The following is a 23,578-nucleotide window of genomic DNA, read 5'->3' on the forward strand; positions in this document are numbered from 1 at the left end:
GCGTTCGCGGCGCATTGGGCCCCGCTTGGCGGTAGACTGGCAACGCATCATGCATCTAAAACCGCGCGGCACGCGCGTGCCGCCGCATGACAAGGAGGTCAGCATGAGCCAACGCAGCTTGTCGGTCGCCGCATCGTGGTCGGTCGTGTTCGCGGCGGTGTGCGCCAGCGCGAGCGTATTCGCGGCGCCGCCGGTCAAGGGCAGCCTGAAGGGCGGCGGGACGGGGCAACTCGAATACACCGTCAAGGTCGACTCGAAGACCTTCGGCAATACGCAGGAGACCCGCAAGATCCGCTCGGGCGAGACGGACGATTTCAACTGGAAGTCGGTGCCGCCGAGCGGCGCGGTCGCGATGCCGGACGGCTGCCCGAACGCCGACAACCTGCCGCGCGACGCGAACGGCGCGATGGTGCGGCAGACCCAGGTGCGGCTCGCGCCGTCGGTCGATGCGAAGGGTATCGCGAACGTGCAGTTGAGCTTCCAGGCAGCCGCGCCGAAGGGCATGCGCAGCGTGACGGCCGGCGGCAAGTCGCTGCAGTGTCCGGACGTCGTGTCGGTGAGCCAGGTGAAGTGGGTGTCGCTGCCGACCAACGGCGGGTCGAAGACCGTGACGATGAGCGACGGCACCAAGGTGACGGTGTCGATCAAGCATTGAGCGGCGCGCGTGGGCCGGCGTTTCGTCCGGTGCGCGCGCAACCGGTTCGATTGGCGGAACGAGCAGGGCGGCACGCGAGCAGATCGCGCCGCGTCGCCGTTGCCATGCGTTTCCGCAACCTGCTTCGCGGTACGGCGCGCCGACCGTGCAACGGCGATGCGTGACGTCATGCGGATGTCACGTTATGCTCGCCCGCATTCTTTCCTTTCCGTCACGACACCCCGATGAAACTTCGAATGCGTGCGCTGCTGTCCGCCATTGCGTTCGTCGCCGCGCACGCTCATGCGGCCGACGAGTGCAGTTTCGTGAAGAAGGTCGATCTGCCGTCGCGACAGCAGGTGGCGGTAGTGTCGAGCGGCGCACTGGAGCCGTGCTCGACCGGCAGCTACGCGGTGCGCGTGTATTCGACCGCGCATGCCGCTCCGGGCTTCGATACCGACGATTACGTGACCGGCACGCTGCATGCGCGCGACGGCACGGTCGCCGATGCGTACACGGCCGACCTCGGCGCACGCGCGCCGCAGGCGCTCGTCGTGACCACGCGCTCGGCCGGCAGCGGCGGCTACGTCGGCGCGCAGGCGTATGTGACGACGCCGCGTGCGGTGCGGCTCGTCGCATCGGTCGACGGGCTCGCGCCCGACGCGGATATCGCGGCCGCCCTTCGGCAGGCAATCGGCAAGCGACGCGGCGCGCATTGATCGCGCCGATCGCCCGATGTGCCGCCGCCGCGCGTCAGTGCGTTCGCTCTTCGAGCCGCGACGCGAGAAAGCGGTGATCGGCCGAGAACAGCCGGCGATAGGTCATCAGCACCGCGCCGACGGTGCCAAGCGCGGACGCCGCGGCAATCAGGAACATGATCACGATCTGGTAGCGCACGGCCTGCAGCGGCGACTGGCCGGCCAGCACCTGGCCCGTCATCATCCCCGGCAGGCTCACGACGCCGACCACCGCCATCTGGTTCAGCGTCGGCAGCATGCCGGCGCGCACGGCCTGGCGCGCGGCGTGCTGCGCGGCTTCCCAGCGCGTCGCGCCCAGCGCGAGCGCGGTCTCGACGCGATCGCGGCGCGCGGTGAGTTCTTCCATCATCCGCTCGACGCCGAGCGACACGCCCGTCAGCGTATTGCCGAGAATCATCCCGAGAATCGGGATCGCGTATTGCGGCGCGAACCACGGATGGATGCGGATCACGACGAACAGCCCGACCGCCGCGACGAACCAGCTGCTGAACCAGATCGACGCGATGCTGTCGATCCGCTGGCCGCGGTATGTGCGCTTGCCGCGCCCCGCGCCGGCGAACCCGGCGATCAGCGTCATCAGCGCGGTGAGCGGCAGCACGACGTACCAGTGCGGATGGCCGAACACCCAGCCGAGCACGTAGCCGATCGCGAGCAACTGCACGACGGTGCGTACCGCCGCGAGCGCGAGCTTGCGGCCGAGGCCAAGCGACAGCGCCGCCGAGATCGCGCCGTTGACGGCGACGAGCGCGGCCGCGATGCCGACGTCGACGAGGCTCAAGTCCTGCAAGGTCGGGCTCATTGCGCGGCCTCCGTCGGGTCGGCTGCGTGCAGCACGCCCGCCTGCATCACGAGCCGCATCGTGCCGATCCGCGCGGCCTGGGCCGGATCGTGCGAGATCCACATGTACGCGCGGGCGTCGGGCGCCGCGTCGAACCACGCGCCGACGAGCGCTTCGATCGCGCGCGCCGATTCGGGATCGAGCGCGGAGGTCGGCTCGTCGAGCAGCAGCACGTCGGGATCGAGCTGGAGCACGCGCAGCAGCGCGGTGATCTGCGCTTCGCCGCCGGACAGGTCGCTCGCGCGCTGGTCGAGAAAATCGGCGCCGCGGCCGGCCTGCGCGGCGAGCGCTTCTGCGCGGGCGCGATCGAACGCGACGTCGCGATAGATCGCGAGCGAGTACGGGTAGCGCAACTGCGATTCGACGGTGCCGTCCATCTGCGCGGGGCGCTGGCGGACATAGGCGATGCTGCGCCGATAGCGCGGAATCGCGCTGCGCCGGATCCGGCGGCCGCGCCACAGGAGGTGGCCGCCGTCGAGCGGATCGAGCAGCGCGAGCGCGCGCAGCAGCACGCTCTTGCCCGACCCGGATGGTCCGGTGATAGCAATTCGCGATCCCGCGGCGAGGCTGAAATCGGTCGGAGCGAGCAGCGTCTTGCCGCTGCGGGCGTCGCGCCGCGTGATGTGCTGCGCGTCGATGAGGCCGGTGGGGGAGGTCATGTCACAAATGAAAAAAAGCGTTAATGGCGCCGAAAGGCCGCCATGTCGTGCGCCATAATACCTATTGAAAAGCCGCCGTTGTCGTGCGCCGTTCGTCCACGCAAGCGGCCCGGCATCGTGCGGCAACGCTTCAGAACAACAACGGAACCGCCATGACGCTAGCCCGAACCATCGGCAAATCGGCTGCATGGATCGTCGGTATCGTCGCGGTGCTCATCGCGGCGGCCGGCATCTTTATTTTCACGTTCGACTGGAACCGCGCGAAACCGTGGGTCAACGAACACGTGAGTACCGCGCTCGGCCGCCCGTTTGCGATCAACGGCGACATCAAGGTCGGCTGGCGCCGTCCCGATGGCGAGACCGGCTGGCGTGCATGGATACCCTGGCCGAGCTTCTCGGCCACGCAACTCGAGATCGGCAATCCCGACTGGGCGCAGGCGCCCAAGTTCGTCACGCTCGATGCCGCGCACTTCGATCTCGCGCTCTTGCCGCTGCTGGCGCATGAAATCGTCATCCCTTCGATCGACGTCGTCAATCCTGCCGTCGATCTCGAACGGCGCGCGGACGGCAGCAATACGTGGACCTTCCAGTTCAAGCAATCGGGGCAACCGAACAAGTGGAAAGTGCGGCTCGACAGCTTCGGGTTCGCGAAGGGTACCGTCGTCTATCGCGATGCGATCACCCAGGCCGATCTGACGATCGGGATCGATACGCTCGGCCAGCCGATCCCGCTCGGCGACGTGCTGAAGGAGCAGGAACAGAAGTCGCGCGCGGCGTCCGCCCAGCGCGTCGGCAAGCGCGGCGCCGCGCAATTGAGCGCGAAGGCGAACGCCGAGGCTGCGTCGGATGCATCCCGCGCATCGGCGGCGCAGGTCCCGAGCGCGGCATCGACGTCCGGGTCCGCATCGGGTGTGCTGCCTGCGTCCGTGGTGAATACGGCTTCGTCCGCATCGACGGTTGCGTCCGCATCCGGCGCGAGCGGCGCATCGGCCACCTCCGGCGCCACCGTGCCCGCGAAGCCGTCCGGGCCGACCTATGCGTTCGGCCTGAAGTTCGACGGCCGCTACAAGAACGTGCCGGTCACCGGCACCGGCAAGGTGGGCGGCGTGCTGGCGATCGAGAACGCGACGCAGCCGTTCCCGCTGCAGGCCGACGTGAAGGCCGGCGACACGCGGCTCGCGATCGTCGGCACGCTGACCGATCCGATGCATCTGGCGGCGCTCGACCTGCGACTGTGGCTGCAGGGCACGTCGATGTCGCATCTCTACCAGCTCACCGGGATCACGCTGCCCGACACGCCGCCGTATGCGACCGAGGGGCACCTCAGCGGCAACATCAAGCAGGACGCGAGCACGTTCCGCTACGAGAACTTCAACGGGCGCGTCGGCGGCAGCGATCTGCACGGCACGCTGACGTGGGCGCAGCGCGAGCCGCGTCCGAAGCTGTCGGGTGAGCTCGTGTCGAACCTGCTGCAGTTCTCCGACCTCGCGCCGGTGATCGGCGCCGACTCGGCTGCCAGCAAGAAGAAGCGCGGCGACACGACGCGCCAGCCGCCGGACCGCGTGCTGCCGGTCGCGGCGTTCCGCACCGAACGGTGGAGCGCGATCGATGCGGACGTGAAGTTCACCGGCCGCAAGCTGATCAAGAGCCCGCAGTTGCCGATCACCGACCTGTACACGCATATCCTGCTGCAGGACGGCGTGCTGACGCTCGAGCCGCTGCAGTTCGGCGTCGCGGGCGGCACGCTCGCGACGAATGCGCATCTCGACGGCAGCCGTACGCCGCTGAAGGGCCGCTTCACGCTGGCCGCGCGGCATCTGAAGCTCAAGCAGCTGTTCCCGACGCAGAAGGTGATGCAGACGGCCCTCGGCGAAATCAACGGCGATGCGTCGCTGTCGGCAACGGGCAACTCGCCGGCCGCGCTTGCGGCGACGTCGACCGGCGAAGTGAAGGCGCTGATCACCAACGGCCGCATCAGCCGCTTGCTGATGGAGGCGGCGGGGTTGAACGTCGCGAACGTGGTCTACGAGAAGCTGTTCGGCAACCGCGACGTCAACATCAACTGCGCGGCGATCGACTTCGTGGCGACCGACGGCATGCTCGACCCGAAGGTGTTCGCGCTCGATACCGACGATGCGCTGATCAACGTCGACGGCCCGATCAACCTGCGCGACGAATCGATCGACCTGAAGATCCATCCGCACACGAAGGGCTTCCGGATCTTCTCGCTGCGCTCGCCGTTGTATGCGAAGGGCACGTTCAAGAACCCGAAGGTCGGCGTCGATGCGGGCGCGCTCGCGCTGCGCGCCGGTGCGATGGTCGGGCTCGGGCTGCTCAACCCGTTCGCGGCGCTGATCCCGCTGATCGCGCCGAGCAACAATCGCGACGTGCCGTGCTCGGAACTGTTCGGGCAGCTGAAGGCCAAGGCGGCGCAGAAGGGGGCGGCGAAGGCCGGCAAGTGACGCGCGGCCACGGGCGCGGCATGCGCCGCCGTGCGGCCTCGGCGTCGTTGCCGCGCCTGGCTGAGCGCCGACCGTGCTGCGCGGCCAGCGCGCTCAACGGCGGGCGCGTGCCCAGACGAGCACCGGGTCGACCTCCCGGCCGCGGATCCGCACCGGTCCGGCGGTGCCGAGCTGCAGCCGGTCGCCGTCCAGGCTCACGACACGCTGCTGGACGTTGCCGATCCAGTTCGGATACAGGCTGACGTCCATTTCATGGGTCAACGTGCCGTCGTCGTCGACGCTAAAGGGGCCTGAATACGCGATGTAGCCGTGCGCCGCGGCCGCGCGCTCCTCGACGCTCCCGCCTTGCAGGTCGCCGTCCGCGTAGGGCGGGCGGCCGGCCGCCATCAGTTGCGCGGACATGTAGCCGTCGGGCGTGTACAGGATCCAGCCGCGCGCGTCGCGGCCGAGCGGATAGGTGACGGTGCTGCCGTCGCGCGGGCGGATTTCGTACGACACGAGGCGCCATGCGCCGACGAGTTGTTCGCGAAGCTGGCTGGCGAGCATGCGGGATTCCGGTGAGACGGCGGTGACGCGCGTGCCGTCATGTTGACGGGCCGGCGGGCGGCCGGCGGGAGGGCCGGGAATACGCTGCCGGGGCGGGGCGGTCGGCAGTTTCTCCGACACCTGCTAAAATACACGGTTTTCCGTCGATTTCTCTCTTAACGGGACCTGCCGTGCTTTCTACTGCCAACATCACGATGCAATTCGGGCCGAAGCCCTTGTTCGAGAATATCTCGGTCAAATTCGGCGAGGGCAACCGCTACGGTCTGATCGGCGCGAACGGCTGTGGCAAGTCGACCTTCATGAAGATCCTCGGCGGCGACCTCGAGCCGAGCGCCGGCAACGTCGCGCTGGAGCCGAACGTCCGCCTCGGCAAGCTGCGCCAGGACCAGTTCGCGTACGAAGACGTGCGCGTGCTCGACGTCGTGATGATGGGCCATACCGAGATGTGGGCCGCGATGACCGAGCGTGACGCGATCTACGCGAACCCGGACGCCACCGACGACGACTACATGCACGCGGCCGAGCTCGAAGGCAAGTTCGCCGAATACGGCGGCTACGACGCCGAAGCACGCGCGGGTGCGCTGCTGCTCGGCATCGGCATCGAGGAGAAGTTCCACAACGGCACGATGGCCGACGTCGCACCGGGCTGGAAGCTGCGCGTGCTGCTCGCGCAGGCGCTGTTCTCGAAGCCGGACGTGCTGTTGCTCGACGAACCGACCAACAACCTCGACATCAACTCGATTCGTTGGCTCGAGCAGACGCTCAACGAGTACAACTCGACGATGATCATCATCTCGCACGATCGTCACTTCCTGAATTCGGTATGCACGCACATGGCCGACATGGACTTCGGCACGCTGAAGGTCTGGCCGGGCAACTACGACGACTACATGCTCGCATCGGCACAGGCGCGCGAGCGCCAGGCCGCGGCGAATACGCGTGCGAAGGAACGCGTGGCCGAACTGCAGGACTTCGTGCGCCGCTTCTCGGCGAACAAGTCGAAGGCGCGCCAGGCCACCAGCCGCGCGAAGCAGATCGACAAGATCAAGATCGAGGAATTCAAGCCGTCGTCGCGCCAGAATCCGTTCATCCGTTTCGAGTTCGAGAAGAAGCTGCACAACGTCGCGGTGGTCGCCGAAGAGATCACGAAGAAGTACGAGCGCACGATCTTCCAGAACTTCAACCTGTCGGTGCAGCCGGGCGAGCGCATCGCGATCATCGGCGAGAACGGCGCGGGCAAGACGACGCTGCTGCGTTCGCTGCTCGGCGCGCTGCCGCTCGATCACGGCACGGTGAAGTGGTCCGAGAACGCGAACGTCGGCTACATGCCGCAGGACACGTACGAGGAATTCCCGAACGACATCACGCTGATGGACTGGATCGACCAGTACCGCAAGGACGGCGACGACGAAACGATGGTGCGCGGCACGCTGGGCCGCCTGCTGTTCTCGTCGGACGACATCAGGAAGTCGGTGAAGGTGCTGTCGGGCGGCGAGAAGGGCCGCATGATCTGGGGCAAGCTGATGCTCGGCCGCCACAACGTGCTGCTGATGGACGAGCCGACCAACCACATGGACATGGAGTCGATCGAGTCGCTGCAGATCGCGCTCGAGCAGTTCGAAGGCACGCTGATTTTCGTGTCGCACGACCGTGAGTTCGTGAGCGGGCTGGCGAACCGGATCATCGAAGTGAAGACGGACGGGACGCTGTTCGACTTCGGCGGGAATTACGAGGAGTTCCTGACGAGTCAGGGGCAGGAGTAAGTGTCCCAAGACCACCGTTCATGTGTCCCGGATTGTCCCACGGAATTGTCCCGATGGGACAACGACAGTGTTGCTCTGTAGAGGACACTAGAAGGGGCGCGTAAGGTGTATCGCCAGAAACACGAAAGGCCCACATCGGCAGATTGTCGGTGTGGGCCTTTCTCTTATATGCGCCGAGTCGCCATTAAGGATAGCCCAAACACTCTAGGAATCAAATCATGAGACTTGAGCTTCTTCTGAATCTGCGACGCATATAAATTGTGGGGGCTGTGATGATGGGCTAGTCGAGAGCTCACTTCATCTGGCTGCGTAACCGCTTCCATAGGGGTTTGACCTGCCGTTTTATGGCCTTTTCTTCCAGAATATTTGCTGCGCGTATCGCATAGGATACAAAATTTCGACGTCCAAGGTACGAATACCGTCGATACAGTTTGCCTTTGTACAATGGTCTTGGGCTTTCACCGCGTTCTACGCGAAGAGTGTTGCGGGAATGCATGGTCACTCGTGCTAGGCGCACGCCTCTTCTCATGCGGTCGGAATAACGAGCGAGCGACGCTGAGCGAAGTGATACCTGCTGACCGTCGAAAACAAATCCAAGGTATTGAAGTGGCTTGTCGGCCAACAGCTTTCCAGAGCTTGACGTGAAGAATCTCTCCTCAGTCTTCTTCGGGTGTAAGGGTAGTGCGTATAGGTCTGCAAGCTCTCGCGCGAGTTGCATAAATTCTTTGCCTTTCCCTTCCGGTGCAATGATTAGCATATCGTCGCAATATCGGAAGTACTTTCCGCCCATTGATGCGATGGAAGTCCACATCGCTTGATCAAAGTCGGTCATGTAAATGTTAGACAGCAGGGCGCTGATAGGCGATCCTTGGGGGATTCCTCTGCCTGTCGCATTTCGTTGGATAAGGCCAAGTTTACGAACCACAGTGCGGAAGATATCTGGTTCGCAAATGCGAGCCCCGAAGCCTCTGGGATTGTGAATTGAAATCCCCAGGCACTTGTATAAATTATTCTTGTTGACCCATGTAAATAGGGTGAGTGATTTGAAGACGTTGTAATGGTCGCTTGGTAGTTCCTTGGCCTTGAGAATTTTTGCCCAGCTTTCCTTCAGAATTTTGTGATTTAGACTTCCAAAGAAATCGCTGATGTCGGCGGCGATGACATCAGCGCCTCCCATTTTCTTAATGGCGTCGAATGCGTCTTTGGCAAATTCAATGTTGCTCTTTCCGAGTTTCCGAAAAGCGAGCACTGAAGATTGGTATCCAGCTTCTTTGAGGTAATCCTCGTAGTGTTGGCTTAATATCGAGGCGTAGAAGGCGTAGATATGGCTATCAACGTGCGATGCATAACTGACCGGACGCTCCTTCTCGCTCGTCATGAGGCGCTTAGTCAGTTTGTCCCATTTCACTTTTCGGCTTTTAACCGTGAATTGGATAAACGGATAGAAGGCGTGACGTGCAACTACAGTTGGATTTCCGGTGATTGCGACCGCAGCGGGTTCGCTGATTGGTAAGTCAAAGTGCAAATACTTTCGTCGCTTAAACCACTCTGCTGGCTCGCTCATCGATATACCTAGCAAACCGGGGAGGCGATGGTTGGCGGCATTCCAGTAACCGCCTCCCCGGATATACAACAATGTTCTTCACATTATCTCACTCAGTCCGAAAACTGAGCTTTGGCCGCTAAATGTTAGAAATGCAGTATCATGGCAGTATCATCGTAGAGGTCCGTATGACGGAAGTCCTGTTCTACGTGTTGTCCGCGTTGCGTCTCAGCTCATGGAGCGGATTCGCGTGGCTTGACAACCTGTCACTTTCCTCATCGGCAAATCCGATGAGCCTCTTGAATATAAAGGAGGTGCTCCAGTTTCGCAAGAGTGGACAGCGAAAGGCACAATTGTTTTTGGCAAATTTTCGAGAGGGCATCTGATAAAGTCCCGCCGCGAGAATCCCCCCCGGTGGCCCTCCCGTTTCTACACGTGCAGCCCTTCTGACGCGCATGAGGTAAACCCGCGTGTTCCCTGATGCGGGCGCGCGTCTCATTAGGCTGGGGCCTCTTCGTCGTCGCTATCGATGTCAGGCATGACCTCTTCAGGGGTGCGCCCCTTCTCCTTGAGCACGGCCAGGACTGTCTCCCGATCATCGTATAGGTCATGCAGCAGCCGCGCCGCGTATTCTCTGGCAGTGTTCACCTCATTTTAGGAGACCACGCGCCAAGTCTCATGTAGGACATAGTTCCCTAAGGTTCGAATTTCTTCATGCGCGCGCTTTTTCCGCGCAGCGGTAATCACGCCATCGGCTGCGGCTAAGTCTATTTGCTGTTCCAACGGGGTGCCCTTCTTGATCTTGTATCCGCTGGCACGAAGAGCCTTGTCGAGGACCGAGCGAAACATAGCGGCAGCGGCGCGGTAGCAACCAGCGTTAGCGCAGGATTCCCCTTCACGAAACTCTCTTGCAATCCCTTCGGGAACGGCTTTAGGTAACGGCTGCTGAGTTCCGCCGGCTTCCGGATAAAAATCCAATAACTCCATGCCCGGATCATTCCTGAAAGACAAGAACGTGGCCAATGCTCCCGAACCGCAGTTCGAGCATCGAACCAGCCGGTACACCTGAGAGGTGTACTCATCTATTGCTCGGTGTATTTGCCCGTGCTCTCCGCGCCGGTCATCTGCCGTCAAATACGACGACAATGCACCATCGCATGTCGGACAGAGCGCGATGAGTTGCCCATTCTCTTTGATCGTTGCCATGTTCTAACCGGGGTCGTTGGTCTCACTGCCATTGTGCAAGAAAGGGCAACCGTACCGCCATATGTCAGCTTTAGGTACACCCCAACCTGACGGTCGGGCGGGCGGGCTCGGCGCGTCAGAATAGGGTGGTTTCGATAAATTCTTGACACTCTCCTGGCAGGGTCTTAGACTTCAACCTGACACATTGGCCACCGGGGAGAGTCATGAGCAAGGGCAAGCACATCGGTTATATCCGCGTCAGCACGGCAGACCAGAGCACTGAGCGCCAGCTTGAGGGCGTGGACCTGGACAAGGTATTCACGGACAAGGCGAGCGGGAAGGACACCGCGCGGCCTCAGCTCCAGGCAGCTCTGGACTATCTCCGCGATGGGGATACGCTGATGGTGCATAGCATGGACCGCCTCGCACGCAACACTGAGGACCTGCTTAGGATGGTCCGTGAGCTGACCGAGCGGGGCGTTACGGTCCAGTTCGTGAAGGATGCGATGACGTTCTCAGCCGACAAGCGGAACCCCCAGCAGGAACTCATGATGACCATGCTGGCCGCGTTCGCTCAGTTTGAGCGGTCATTGATTCGCGAGCGTCAGCGTGAGGGCATCGCCATTGCGAAGGCTAACGGGGTGTACAAGGGCCGTAAGCCATCACTCAGCCCTGAGCAGGTCGATTCGCTGCGCCAGCGGGCAGCCAGCGGGGAGGCTAAGGCTGCCATCGCGAGGGACCTGGGGATTAGCCGGGAGACGCTGTATCAGTACCTCAGACAAGAACAGGCCAGCGACGCGGCAGCGTGAAGAAATGGTTCAGCGAGAGAGGCCGGGAATCCCTCCCCGGCCTTTTTCTTTTGCTACGCCTTCGGCCTATCATCGCGGTTCACTAGCAATCGTCACGAGATGAGCGACCATGGAACAACGCTTCCCTGCTGAGGGCTTCTTTGATCTTTCGGCCCGCGACCTCTTTGGGCTCGCCTGTGAACAGTACAGGGCGTTCTATACGGCGCAAACACCCCTGAACGCGTTTCTGGTTTCGGTGACCCTGTTCCACTTGCTTGATTGGCTGGTCAAGAATGGCACAAAGGAAAGTGTTAGGGAAAAACTTGCCGCGAAGGATGAGGCTGAGCGCTCGGCCGCGGAAGCGCTGGTTCTCAAAATCCACAGCCTCGAAGCGTTCCGAGCGGTTGTCAGTGCTGCCAACAATGCTAAGCATCACACGCTGGACGGTAAAACGAGGCCGGCATACGCGAAAAGAATCAGGAGTGGCTTTTTCGCTGGAGTTTCGCGCGTAGGAGATCGGCTCCGTACTGAGTACCTTATCCTCGACGTGGACGGGGAGCCCGTATGGCTGCGTGACGCGTTCGGCACTGTGCTCGGCGTGTACCGGGAGTATTTTGAAGGAGCGGGCTATCGATGATGCGTGCTAAAGCGTGGCACTGTTTTACCCCTGCGCGTAAACTTCCGGCTCCACATATGAGCCGAACCACTGAGCGCCATGTCCGAAATTTCGCAGCCTACTCCCGACCAAATCTCTGCCCTCATCAAGAAGCACGGGCTCAGCAGGCAAGAGGCTGCTGACCTGCTGCATGTATCTAAATTCACCTGGAACGGGTGGGTCTCGCCCGCTGACAACAAGATGTTCCGCGCCATGCCGCTCGCTGCGTGGGAGCTGTTGCTAATCAAGCTGGGCGAACATGAGACGTTCGGGAGGCTTCCGTAATACATGCAATGCATGTATAGTCTTTCTCGTGAGCAACGCACCGTGCGTTTAGCCACTTCACCTGACAAGGTCTAAACATGTTTCGAATCACCATCAGCACCCGACATATCTCCCTCGACATCGACCAAGGCGCTGCGTCCCTCCGCATCGGCCCCCGTGAATTCCTGCTGCTCCGTGACTACGTTGAGCGCAACCGTAAGCCCCGCCTGTTGGAAACCTTCCGAGACACTGAAGCTCGGAGCTGGGAGGTGCTGGTAATGCGCCGCTGGTTGGTCTCCAGCTCTCCAGCCTGAGCACCCGAGCACGGCCGATAGGTCAGCCAGCGGCTTCAAAAGCAGCGCCCTCCGGAAACGGTCGGCGCTTTTTTGTTTTCAAACGACTGAATGCCAAGCAGGGGGTAAGGATATCAGGGCAATCCAGTTGCTAAACCCCCACTCTCGTAGACACGGGCACTGCTCTTAACCCTGACTCTCGCATAGGGGCACGCCTAAACCCTCACTCTCGCAACTACGGGCACAAAAACCGTGAACTTGCGAGCCGCAGCGCTTTCCACAAATTCCTATCCATCAACTTGCCAGTGCTCATGCCTCTCTGGGCAGGGCTGGTCGCGCCTATATCAGTTGGCGTTTTGAATAATTTCTATGACAACCTTAAATGAAGCAGTCGCGGCAATCCGCGACGACCAGCAAGCGAACCCATCTGCCAGCCCCGTGGTGCAGCATACGCCACACCCTCCGGAGCAGTTCAAGCAGCTCCAAGCGAAGCAAGCACGCGACGCTCTCTGGTCCCGCTCCGATTACCTCGCCGCGATGTGGCGGCAGGATTCATGGATTCCGGGCGCTATCGATCATTGGGCGGGCAGCAAGCTCCAGCCCGATGACAACTACAACCCCTACGACGAGAAGACGTATCAAGACCTGACAGATGGCGTGTGGCCTGAATTCCACGGGGAGTTCTCCAAGGCCGCATCGCCCGGTCAGGCTGCGTGGATCAAGCACAATATCCTCTCGAAGCAGAATGACCTTGAGCATCTGGGTGACCTCGGCACTGCTGGGAACGCTGGACGGTTCGCCGCTGGCTTCGCGTTCGGCATCATCGACCCGATCAACCTCGTAGCGATGGGAGCCTCAGGCGGGGCCTCAGTGGTTGCGCGCGGCGCAGCTCAAGCATCGAAGATTGCCGCAGCTACCACCGCAGCCTCCCGCATGCATCCAGTCGCCACGGGCCTCGCCACCGCAGGCGTACTTGGTGGTGTAGCTGAACGACTCCGCCAGCAGTACAACTTCGAGGATGACTCGATGGGCGTGCTGAAGGCCAGCATCGCGTCGATGGCTTTCTCTGCGCCGTTCATCGGGCTTCACATGCGTGAACAGGCCCGGTTGCGGAAGACGGCCGGGATGGAGAAAGCTGCATACGATGCGATGGCGAAGCAGCAGGCTGGTCACGCGCTCACGCCCGAGGAAGCCGCTAACCTGAAGCAGTACCTGGGCAAGCTGCAACAGGCCACGAGGGTGGCTTCTGGCGTGGCCGAACAGGCTCCTGAGTCCACCGGCCCGAAGTTCACCGCGACCCAGCGCAAGGCGTATGAAGATGCGTTCGCGAAGTACGACGCGGAGCAGGCTGCGATGAAGGACCAGCAGCTTGGTGAACTGGCCGTCGATAGCCACATCGCGAAGGCCGCAGAGGACCAGCGAATCGCCACCGTGCTGGACCGAGTCAACGGCCCGGATGCTCAACCGAACGCGATGCAGATGGCGTTCGCTAAGGCGCTCGGCAAGAAGCCTGAAGAGCTGACCGCAAGGCCGGAAGCAGATGGTTCGGCAGGCGGCATTGACGCACCGTGGGCCGCTGACGGCGCAGGCATGCGGGATCTACCGGGCCTCCAGCATGAGCGGGTCTGGTGGGATGACGGCTCGGGCATGAACGAGGGGCGTGTTGTGGATGAGAACGTCCGCACTGGCGACCTCACGGTGGAGCACCCGGAAACGGGCGTGACCACTACGGTGAATCGAGCGGACCTCCACGACCTCTCCCCCGGCTACGTCGCGCCGAAGCCTGCTGAGGGGTTCCTTGGCGGCTCTATCGGCGCGGCTCAGGTCGCTCCGGTCTCGGGCCTCTGGGAGCAGTCCACGGCCATGACGGGGTGGAAGAAGGTTCCCACGCGCTGGGACTTCTTCACCCACCTCAACCAGTCTGAGAACCCGCACCTCCAGTTCCTCGGCTTCAAGATGGTGAAGGACGCCATCGGCATCGACCCACACGAAGCGCAGGGCTGGTCAGCATCGGAGCGGAAGACTCACTACCGCCGCCAACTCGCGGGGCAGTTCCACATGGAAGCGCGCCGCGCCTACGACGAAGCGATCAAGGCCCGCAAGCTGCCCCTATCGAAGTCCATCGGCTACCACCGCCAGTTCTACGAGGATGTCGCGCGTGTTGCCCGTGGGGACGCTGATGTGCTCCAAGCGAATGCGGACATTGCACCGCAGCTCCAGCAAGCAGCCAAAGCCATGACGGACTTCTACGCGGAGATGAAGACCAAGCTCCAGCAAGCTCAGGTCAAAGGTGCTGAGAACCTTCCGGACAACCCGCAGTACGTCAATCGCCAATGGCGTCAGGACAACATCCGGACTGCCTTCTCGAAGTATGGCGACGACCTCTACCAAGCGGTCGCGAATGCCATCCGCGTGCCTGGGCTTACGGGCGACATCGCGAAAGCGAAGAGCTTCATTGATGCAGTGATGAAGCTGGAGTTCAGCCATGCGATGCAGGACATCCACCTGTACTCGAAGGACATGGTGACGCTGCGCGATGAACTCGGTAAGGCTGGGCTGAAAGACACGGAGGTGAACTCCATCGTGGACCTGATGTTTGACCGGCGCGCTGGCAACGGTGGCGACGCGGGACAGGCTGGGGCGCTCAAGTACCGGTTCGCACTGGACGAGAACCACATGGAGCGCATGCCCGATGGCACCACGTTCAAACTCGCGGACCTCTTCGAGAATGACTCGCGCGTGCTGATCGACCGCTACATGAACTCGATGGGCGGACACCTCTCGCTCGCTGAGGTCGGCATTCGGTCCCGTGCTGAGTTCATGCAGCGAATGCGCGACGCGGAGGAGTGGCATGCGGACAACACGGCGATGACGCAGAGCGCGGAGAAGTTCAACCGCAACAAGCAGTTCGCTCAGGACCTCTACGACAACATCACCGGCCGGCCGATGTCCACCCAGAGCTTCAACCGCGCTGACCGCTTCCTGACCGCCACGCGCGGTATCACTCGGTCAGCGATGCTGGGCCAGTTGGGTATCCAGGCAACTATTGAAATGGGGAATGCTCTAGCACTCACAAGCATGCGTGCCCTTCGTCTGCATATGCCGACATTCGCGGGCATCATCCGCAGCTTCCGCGCCGGACACCGGCCGACTCTCGGTCTGGTCCGTGACGTGGAGATGATTACCGGCTTCGGGCGCGAGCATGTCGCGTCCTACTCGCGTCAGCACGAAATCACGGACTACACCTACGACCGTGGAATCTCCCGGTACGAGAACATCAGCAACACGCTCTCGCACGCGGTGGACCACATGTCCGGTAACTCGCATATCACCGCTGGCTCCCGCGCATTCACCGCGCGGCTGATGGTGCAGAAGCATCTGGACTTCGCGACTGAGCGAACGAAGATGTCGGAGAAGCAGCGTGAGCGCATGGTGCATCAGGGGGTTTCCTACGATGACCAGTTCGACCTTCACACGGCGCTCAAGAAGTACACCACGATGGACCCGAAGACGGGTGCAGCTCAGGCCATCGATTGGGAGCGCTGGAGCGTGGAGCAGCCGGAGAACTACAGCCGGTTCCAACTCCTGCTGTCTCGCGAAGTGCGGGACGCGATTCAGGACCACGACATCGGGGAGTCCATCCCGTTCATGCACACGACCGTGGGGAAAATCTTCACGGAGCTGAAGACGTTCGTGATTGCAGGCCATGCGAAGAAATTCCTGAAGAGCCTCTACTACCGGGACCAAACGACGTTCGTTCAGTGGGCATTCTCGTTTGTGGGCGCGACGCTGGAATACTCCTTCCAGAACGCGATCAACTTCGCCCACGACCCGGAGAAACTGAAGGAGAAGCTCTCGCCTGACGCAATTGCTATGGGAGCCATCTCACGCATGGCGGTGCTGGGTCTGTTGCCGAGCCTCATGGAAACCGCATACAGCCCAATCAGCGGTGGCCAGACTCTCTTCACGAACGGTACGGCCAACACGGACAACCGCAACCTCTTCATCACGCCTTCCATGAATTGGGCGATGCGCGTGATGTCGGCCGGCCAAGTCGCGGGGTCCTACCTCAATCCGCTGAGCACCAACACGGTGACCCAGAAGGACATGAGGGATGCCCTGTATGCGTTGCCGGGGGGCAATTTGTACGGCATGCGTAACCTCAACGACATCATCAGCAGCAACTTCCCGAAGTACAGGGCAAGCCCAGAGCAGTAACCAGTCAGCTTTCCATGCATACCTCCGGAGCCCTTGGCGGGTTCTGGGGGCTTCCTATTGGTATCGGCTGCGCGCGTTTGCGCGTTCGCTTGTCTCCTTGCCCACGGGCACTACTTTTCGACCAATTCAATCAATCATGAAGTTATGTTCTGTATCGGGCTGCGGCCTGAAGGCGGGCGGTTATTCGCCACTCTGCAATTCGCACAAGCGCGCTCAGCAGCGCCACGGCCATCCGCTCATGACGGGGGTGGAAGCCGGTGAGCTGAGGCCGTATCGTCAGCGCATCGCGAATTGCGTCAAGCGGAATTTCCAAAGCCCCGTATGGGGAATGCTCGCGGCAAACTGGTCGGCATTGGTTGACCACAGCAGGGCGTTTCACGCGCGCATGTATCAGGGCGAGCCGTATAACCGAAGCGAAGCTCGCGCCTATCAAGAGGTCGTTAAGCTGGCCGACAACGTGAAGGCCGATGAGATTGCGACCGTGGTTCTTGCCCTATACCTGCTCCAGCATGAGCGCCCCATGCGTTTCTCATCGGATGATGCTTTCACGTTTCAGCTCGTGCGCCGCGTGATGCGTCTTACGGATGTCAATGTCGGCGTCTCGCACAACTCCATGACTGGACGGGCGGTACGTGTCTATCGCGATTTGCCGCCCCGAGTAACTCGGCTAGTGGGGCGCTGGTTGGTCGAGGTGTATGGCCGTGCAGGTTTGTACATTGCCGGGTTGGAAACTGCGGCGATGGATCGGGCTGCCGCGCGGGCGGCGGAGCTGAATGATGCTCTCGGGGCATTGGTATGAACTCTGGCTTCCAAAGCGTCCCGCCCTGCGAGGGTCCTGACTTGCTGGCTGAAGCGCGCGAGGCAGCACGTAAGGCAGGCGAAGCACACGGGGCCATCTGCCCCAACGTTCGCGCGAAGCCACCGTTGCACCGCAGGGAGCGCACGTGGGCCGATGTAGAAGCCGAATGTACGCAAGTATTGGCTAGGGTCTTGACTGGTATCCGGACGCCGATGGGGGAACTACCCATGCGGCTCCAGAATGTAAAGCGAGCAGATGCAAGGAGGGGCGCACGCGTTCAGGCGGAACGAACCGCTGGTAGACACAGCAATGCAACTATGAGGGGCGAGAGAAAAACCAAGCTTACTGAGGTTCAGGTGGCAGAAATCTGGAGGTCTGCTGACACGGGTGCGGCACTTGCTGCCCGCTATGACGTATCGGCCATGACCATCAGCAATATTCGAAGAGGCAAGCTCTGGGGAAGCCTGACGGCGACGTTAGGTGACCCTGCCTCGAATCCACGTACAGCAAGAAGTTTGATAACTTTTTGTGTGTACGGAGGGAAGCATGTCAGAGAAACGGGTACCGAGAAGGCAATACACGCCGGAATTCAAGATGGAAGCGGTACGGCTGGCCGAGAGCGTCGGTCAGCATGAGGCTGCTCGCAGGCTGGGCGTGCCGGTAGCCACACTGGGGAACTGGTGCCGTGATCAGCGCAGCAGCAACACGGACACGGCAACTGGACCGGCTGCCAGCACGCCGGTGTCCAGCCGTCGTCCGGTCAACGATCTGGAAGCCGAGGTCAGCAGGCTGCGCAAGGAACTGGCCAGCGCGAAGCTGGACATCGAGATCCTTCGAAAGGCGACGGCATACTTCGCGAAGGGGTCGCGATGAAGTATGCATGGATCGATCAGCATCGCGACCGCTACAGTGTCAGCCGGCTTTGCCGGGTTCTGGGGGTATCACGCAGCGGCTATTGCCAATGGCGTAGTCGGGGCCCGAGTCGGCGAGCTCAGGCCAATACCGCGCTGGACGCCGAGGTTGCCGCCATTCACCGCGCCAGTCGTAACAGGCAATGGGGCAATTCTGCGAAAGGTTTGATGGGCGATGCAGCTGCAATGAAAGACAGCGCTTGGGGCCTCCACTTTGGGTGGGGGCTTTTGTTTTATGGAGGAGGAAAGAATGGATGGCGGCGAGAATGCCGGAGAGCCGCGGGATGTGCATTTGAACAGCCATCGCGTGGCCCAGGGCGCAGGGCTTCAGGCCCTTGTGTGGTCTATCGTGCAGGCGCTCGAAGCGCATGAAAATGCATCTGGTTTGAGGCAACGGAAACGGAGGCCGAATGATCAAATTGTATTTGAGCGTCAGGTGGAATGCTTGGTATGCGAGGCGCTGCATCGGGAGATGCATGTGAGCGGAGGATGGGTTACCGTCACTCGCTCAAAGCGGATTCTGGGCCATCGAAATCGCTATCAGTCTCAGGTGATGGGGAACACCTTGCCTGATGTTATGGACCTGCTGAGCAGCCCGGAAATGGCCTTGCTGGAGGTTTCTTTGGGGATGGTCAATCCGTTCGGTGGTGAGAGCCCTCAGACTACGTTCCGGGCAACCGAGCATCTAATTCGGTGGGCATCTGGATTGGGGTTGTCCTACGCTGACTTCGGGAGAGGTGACGCTGAAGAGGTCATCCTTCTCAAGGGGGCGAAGAAGAAGGGGCTGACTGGCTGGATTCAATACTCCGACGATGAAGCAACGCAACGTTTACGCGAGCAGGTTCACACCATCAATGAATGGCTGAGCGACGCAGACATCGAGTTGGAGTGCGATGTATCCGGGGTTTCTGTCCATGACCGGAAGATGACCCGCAGTTTCAACAACGGGACATTTGCGCATGGCGGGCGGCTCAGCGGCGGTTTTTGGCAGAAGATGACCAAGAGGCAGCGCAAGGGCATCCATCTCGATGGGGGGCCTACGGTGACTCTCGACTACAAGCAGATGGGGCCATCTATCCACTATGGTCTTGAGGGGATTCCTTTCTCTGGCGATGCCTATGCCGTACCAGGGTATGAATTCCACCGCGCGGGAATCAAGAAGGTTTTTGGTGCAATGACCCACACGGGGAATAGGTTCAATCGACTCAATGACCTGGAGGCCGGAGCCTTGCCTGCTGGAGCAAGCCTATCGCGGGTCTGTCGGGACATCGAGGCTTACCATGCTCCGATTGCTCATCGCTTCTATTGCCGGTCGGGGATGGAGGCAATGAGGACCGAGAGCGATATTATCGTGGGCGTCGTGCTGCAACTAAGGGCACTTGGGATTGTAGGTCTTCCTATCCATGATGCTGTCTTGGTCAGGGAGGATGAGGCTGAATTGGCGGAGAATGTCATGTGTTCAGTCTTCACGCAACACACGGGCGGCAGCGTGACCATCAGCAAGGAATAGTTAGCGAGTAGGCGGGAGTTTGTCGGTGAGACACCTGTTCACACGCAATGAGGCTACTGATTCCGCTGCTGACGGATTCTCAAGCAGGCGCAGATGTTGGGGGGGTACATGGGATTCATCTCATGCTCGGCGGTACCCTAGCACTCATACATCATAAGTATATTGATCCGGGGCTCCATAAGAGGGGTCCGTAAGGGCGTGGGAATACAGACGCGAGGATACGGCCAATGGAACTAAACCAACTTGTTTTGTGCAAGCAGCTCTACAACGAGGCAGAAGGTTTCCTATCGAGGAAAGAAAGCGTCGCATATGGGCTTGCTGTTTCCGTAGCGCAGGATGCTGTAGAGCTCTTCCTGAGGGCGGTTATCAAGCAACTACCTAGCAACGGTCAAAAGCCGCCGGAAGAGTTCATTAAGTGCATGGACTACATCGATATGGCTGCTTCTGGAAGGGACGCATCCCGTGTTCCGTTTCGAGCACGGATGTCCGAGCTGAACAAAGCGCGTGTGAATTTCAAGCATTACGGACTGGTTCCCAACGAGGTGGACGCGGCTCGGTTGCTTGGATACGCTGCGCAGTTCTTTGAGACTGGCACGCCTCAGTTCTTTCAGTGCGAGTTCGCCAACATTTCGCTAGCGGATTTGATTACATCACCAGAAGTGCGGCAGAAGGTGAAGGCTGCTGAGCTGGCTGAGAGGGAGGGTGATATATCGGAAGCGCTGGGGGCGTCTGCGGAAGCGGTGGAACTTTCTGCGCTTGCATTGTTGAGCCGTTTACAGCCACGTGAGGCAGGATTCTTGCCAAAGTCGTTGAAGAATATCCTTGGGTGGGACGGGGAATCCGAATTCAAGCGATATATCGGGGATCAGTTCGAGCGGGCAAATAGGGCGTCCCTTACGCTCGCTTTGTCATTGAACATGAACGATTTGGTTAGGTTTAGGATGCTTGTGCCGAGCGTGCATAAAATGTGCGGTGGCAACTTTGTTCGGCATCAGCGAACACACAGCAGCGCCGCGCCCACCGCTGACGATGCAATTTTTGCGGTTGCTTTTGCCACCCGCTACGCGTTAGCAGTGGATGCCAGAATGCCGACTGACAGGCGCGCGTTGCCGCAAGAGGGAGAAGACCCCCTTGCGAATCTGTAGCGTTCATCAGGGGCTACAAGTCAGGCTCGCTGGCCTGACCGCGAGTAACTCTATCGAGCCATTCGAACTTAACGGCTAGTGAGTAGCCGTTACCGTATTTGGCCGCTTCGCCATCGATAGACCATCCGCCAATTGCTTTACGTACCTCATCGGGGCAGCGCGCGTCGCGTAGCCGGTCGGCCATCGTATGTCGCAGCTCGTGAGCTGTGTGGTTGATGCCGCTGGCCCTCATCCATTTCCCGATGGCGGCTGAGGCCGAGTTTGCGTTACATCCGAGAGTTGAAGCGTAGCGGGGGAAGGCGTACTGCTGCCCCGGTTTGGCCGAGTTCTTGATCCGTTTTGTCGCCCAGAAGGCGAATCCCGTTAGCGGAATGTCGCGTTCGCTACTGCTTCGCTTGCCATTCTTCACTGAACGGCAGGAGCGGTGACGGATGCTAATGTAGGGAATGGTCGCGTCTAGCCTTATGTCTTCTAAGGTCAGTCCCGCTACCTCAGCGAGCCGCGCCCCGGTGTCAGCGAGCATGGCGACAAGCCAACGAATATCATCGTCGACGACCCGGCAAAGGTGCATGAGTTTTCCAAGTTCCGCCTGGGTGAATGGCTCACGCTGCGCTGTGTCTTCATTCTCGTTAGGAATGCGCACCCGACGGAACGGGTTGGCCCGCTCGACCTCATGCTCCGTGAAGTAGAGCGACATGGCCGCCGCGATTTGACTCAGTATCCGCCTGATACTGGAGGACCGCAGACCTACCGTAAGGAGCTGTTCAACGAATGTGCGAGCATTGCTGCGCCCCACGCGGCTCACGGGTAAATCGCCTGTCACCGCAATGAGGTAATCGAATGCCCGCGTTGCGTGGTATTGAAAGCGCCGGTTGTAGCGGTTTGGATTTGCATGGAGGTAGAACTTCAGAACATCGCTGAGGCGTTCCGTATCCGGCAATTCGTCCACATGGAGCAGGTCCAACATCGCGACACGGGGTGAGCGACTGGATGCAGCCCTGAGCAGGTCGATAGCGGCATTTACGAGATGCTTAGCTGCGTCGGCATCCAGGTCAGCAGATGTACCGAGCTCGACCCGGCCGGCCGCGAGTCTCAGAAGGGCATCCCGCCTTGGCCGTACCTGGAGGTGACCTTGTGCCCATTGCTCTGCCTCCCCTTGAGTGTCAAAGGTCCGAGGCTTCGACTTCCCGTTGGGAAGCCATACGCGGGCTTGGAATCGCCCGCTAGGGAGTTGTCGAATGCTCGGCACTGGTGCCCCTTTCCGTAGGTGGTAACGGGCACACGGTAACAATGGGACGGGGGCTTGCGTAAGCCCGTGGGGTATAGTGGAGAAGCAGCGTTAGCCCGTTAGCGCTCCACTACAGGTTGTGATTCCCTAGTGAAACACGGCAGGAACAGATGTCCAGTACGCGAGCGCGGTTTGGGACGGCAATCAGGCAGACTCCCAGCCCACCAGGCCCTGTATCGCCAAGACAGGTTTTCTGGGCGGTTCTTCGCCTTCGGCAAGCTTAATCCACGAGTTTTGAATTTCTTCCGGCCCAACGGCGCCGGTAGTAAACGCGTTCGTGTGGACAAGGCCAGTGTGCTCATCCACAAAGCCGCTTAGCTGCTTGATGCCTACTTGGCCGAAGTACCGTGTGCGCTCGACAAGTATCGAGGCTGTCAATTGAACGTCGATAAGATCATCGTAGCCATTCGAGACTTGAACGGTCGCATGCTCATAGAGGGGCAAGTCGTGATGCTCGCCCGGGGCCACCGGAAACTCTCCAGCGTTCCACTTTTCAATGGCCATTTGGAATGCGGTTGGTAGCTTATCCCCTTGGGGGCTCAGCACTCGCATATTGCCGGGATGCTCACCTATACGGAAGGGCTTCGCTGCGATAGATGAAATCGAGATGCTGATGCCAGCGCTGAAGAAATCACACACGGCGGGGAGGGCAATGACCGAACGCCATTTGTGGTCTCCAGTGTCCAAGGGGCGGTATAGAGCTATCCGGAGACCCTTCGCGCGCTTCTTCGCTGTTGCCGTGAAACCGGCGGGGCAGACTAGCACTCCCTTGTTGACGCCTATATCGTCTATGAGTCCGCTGAACTCTTCGACTCCCTTCACGTCCACCGGAGTCTTGTAGTCCTTGCAGTCGATGGCGACCCGCATCGTGTACTGACCAATATTCTGGGTCAGCAGTACATCCACCTGACGACGTTCACCAGTCACCTCTCCCATAAGCACTACGTCGTGCTCCACTCTCGCATCCGGTGCTAGGCCTTGCTGAATCCGAGCCACTAGCTGTTCGAATTCTCGCCATTCCTTTTTAGCCATGTGTAGTCCCCGAATCTGAATTGTTTGGAGCTACCGCCTTGCCTGGCTACTCGTGCTTGATGGGAAGGCTGTACCTCTTTCCGTACCCCACAGCTTCACTCTTGGTTGCCCATCCATCAATCGAATGGCGTACCTCCGTAGGGCATCCAACGTCACGTAGATGGTCAGCCATCGTATGCCGGGACTCATGCGCCGAGTGCTTTCACTTGTTCGTAAGCGTCATTTCGTGGCCGCATGGACAGAGCTGCAGCCGGTGTCCAAAGTGATGTCCGTTACTTCAAGTGATG

18 protein-coding genes and 1 pseudogene are annotated in these 23,578 nt (G+C 60.6%); 12 read left to right on the forward strand and 7 right to left on the reverse strand.

What is annotated here, in order from left to right; translation table 11 throughout:
- Positions 1-103 precede the first annotated feature (103 nt).
- On the forward strand, positions 104-655 hold the full coding sequence (locus J8I35_RS32355; protein ID WP_209929066.1) for a DUF6013 family protein: 552 nt from the start codon (positions 104-106) through the stop codon (positions 653-655).
- A gap of 224 nt (positions 656-879) precedes the next feature.
- Positions 880-1,353 (forward strand): PliI family lysozyme inhibitor of I-type lysozyme, encoded by a 474-nt coding sequence (locus tag J8I35_RS32360; RefSeq protein WP_209929070.1) that lies wholly within the window; start codon positions 880-882, stop codon positions 1,351-1,353.
- Between the two features lie 34 nt (positions 1,354-1,387).
- On the opposite strand, the gene fetB is transcribed toward J8I35_RS32360, so the two are convergent.
- The gene (gene fetB / locus J8I35_RS32365; protein WP_050015539.1) at positions 1,388-2,191 is read right to left on the reverse strand and encodes an iron export ABC transporter permease subunit FetB; all 804 of its coding nucleotides are present in this window, start codon (positions 2,189-2,191) and stop codon (positions 1,388-1,390) included.
- The gene (locus tag J8I35_RS32370) at positions 2,188-2,889 is read right to left on the reverse strand and encodes an ATP-binding cassette domain-containing protein (RefSeq protein ID WP_089488474.1); all 702 of its coding nucleotides are present in this window, start codon (positions 2,887-2,889) and stop codon (positions 2,188-2,190) included. Before J8I35_RS32370 ends, fetB begins: the two co-directional genes overlap by 4 nt.
- Positions 2,890-3,041: 152 nt before the next feature.
- Here J8I35_RS32370 and J8I35_RS32375 point away from each other — a divergent pair, with 152 nt between their 5' ends.
- Positions 3,042-5,351, forward strand: a complete 2,310-nt coding sequence (locus J8I35_RS32375) for an AsmA family protein (RefSeq protein ID WP_209929072.1) — start codon at positions 3,042-3,044, stop codon at positions 5,349-5,351.
- A 93-nt stretch (positions 5,352-5,444) separates the two neighbouring features.
- Here J8I35_RS32375 and J8I35_RS32380 read toward each other — a convergent pair whose 3' ends face one another.
- Entirely contained in the window at positions 5,445-5,897 is a 453-nt protein-coding gene (locus tag J8I35_RS32380; protein WP_050015533.1) for a lipocalin-like domain-containing protein, read from the reverse strand.
- A gap of 170 nt (positions 5,898-6,067) precedes the next feature.
- Between J8I35_RS32380 and J8I35_RS32385 the strand changes: the two genes are divergently transcribed.
- A complete protein-coding gene (locus J8I35_RS32385; protein ID WP_050015532.1) occupies positions 6,068-7,660 on the forward strand; it encodes an ABC-F family ATPase in 1,593 nt (530 codons plus the stop codon).
- 292 nt (positions 7,661-7,952) lie between these two features.
- Here J8I35_RS32385 and drt2 read toward each other — a convergent pair whose 3' ends face one another.
- Positions 7,953-9,224 (reverse strand): antiviral reverse transcriptase Drt2, encoded by a 1,272-nt coding sequence (drt2, locus tag J8I35_RS32390; protein WP_209929074.1) that lies wholly within the window; start codon positions 9,222-9,224, stop codon positions 7,953-7,955.
- A 633-nt stretch (positions 9,225-9,857) separates the two neighbouring features.
- Entirely contained in the window at positions 9,858-10,409 is a 552-nt protein-coding gene (locus tag J8I35_RS32395; RefSeq protein WP_245170524.1) for a DUF4145 domain-containing protein, read from the reverse strand.
- A 203-nt stretch (positions 10,410-10,612) separates the two neighbouring features.
- Here J8I35_RS32395 and J8I35_RS32400 point away from each other — a divergent pair, with 203 nt between their 5' ends.
- The 8 genes and pseudogenes from J8I35_RS32400 to J8I35_RS32435 all read left to right on the forward strand — a co-directional run bounded on the left by J8I35_RS32400 (position 10,613) and on the right by J8I35_RS32435 (position 20,971).
- A complete protein-coding gene (locus J8I35_RS32400; protein ID WP_209929079.1) occupies positions 10,613-11,197 on the forward strand; it encodes a recombinase family protein in 585 nt (194 codons plus the stop codon).
- A gap of 109 nt (positions 11,198-11,306) precedes the next feature.
- The gene (locus J8I35_RS32405) at positions 11,307-11,813 is read left to right on the forward strand and encodes a hypothetical protein (RefSeq protein ID WP_209929083.1); all 507 of its coding nucleotides are present in this window, start codon (positions 11,307-11,309) and stop codon (positions 11,811-11,813) included.
- Between the two features lie 78 nt (positions 11,814-11,891).
- Complete coding sequence (locus J8I35_RS32410; protein ID WP_209929085.1) at positions 11,892-12,116, forward strand: transcriptional regulator; 225 nt, start codon at positions 11,892-11,894, stop codon at positions 12,114-12,116.
- A gap of 641 nt (positions 12,117-12,757) precedes the next feature.
- A complete protein-coding gene (locus J8I35_RS32415; RefSeq protein ID WP_209929086.1) occupies positions 12,758-16,606 on the forward strand; it encodes a hypothetical protein in 3,849 nt (1,282 codons plus the stop codon).
- A gap of 136 nt (positions 16,607-16,742) precedes the next feature.
- Complete coding sequence (locus J8I35_RS32420) at positions 16,743-17,405, forward strand: hypothetical protein (RefSeq protein WP_124617262.1); 663 nt, start codon at positions 16,743-16,745, stop codon at positions 17,403-17,405.
- Positions 17,406-17,951: 546 nt separating this feature from the next.
- Positions 17,952-18,451: pseudogene (locus tag J8I35_RS32425) on the forward strand (transposase); the annotation flags it as partial.
- A 115-nt stretch (positions 18,452-18,566) separates the two neighbouring features.
- Entirely contained in the window at positions 18,567-19,826 is a 1,260-nt protein-coding gene (locus tag J8I35_RS32430) for a hypothetical protein (RefSeq protein ID WP_209929088.1), read from the forward strand.
- 227 nt (positions 19,827-20,053) lie between these two features.
- Positions 20,054-20,971, forward strand: a complete 918-nt coding sequence (locus J8I35_RS32435) for a hypothetical protein (protein WP_209929090.1) — start codon at positions 20,054-20,056, stop codon at positions 20,969-20,971.
- 13 nt (positions 20,972-20,984) lie between these two features.
- Here the strand turns inward: J8I35_RS32435 and J8I35_RS32440 are convergent, their stop codons facing one another.
- A complete protein-coding gene (locus tag J8I35_RS32440; protein WP_124617256.1) occupies positions 20,985-21,938 on the reverse strand; it encodes a tyrosine-type recombinase/integrase in 954 nt (317 codons plus the stop codon).
- Positions 21,939-22,403: 465 nt separating this feature from the next.
- Positions 22,404-23,291 carry a restriction endonuclease gene (locus J8I35_RS32445; RefSeq protein WP_209929092.1) on the reverse strand — a complete coding sequence of 296 codons (888 nt, stop codon included), beginning with the start codon at positions 23,289-23,291 and terminating at the stop codon, positions 22,404-22,406.
- Positions 23,292-23,578 lie beyond the last annotated feature (287 nt).

Origin of the sequence: Burkholderia sp. CpTa8-5 (assembly GCF_017815045.1) — a bacterium.
Classification (GTDB): Bacteria; Pseudomonadota; Gammaproteobacteria; order Burkholderiales; family Burkholderiaceae; genus Burkholderia; species Burkholderia sola.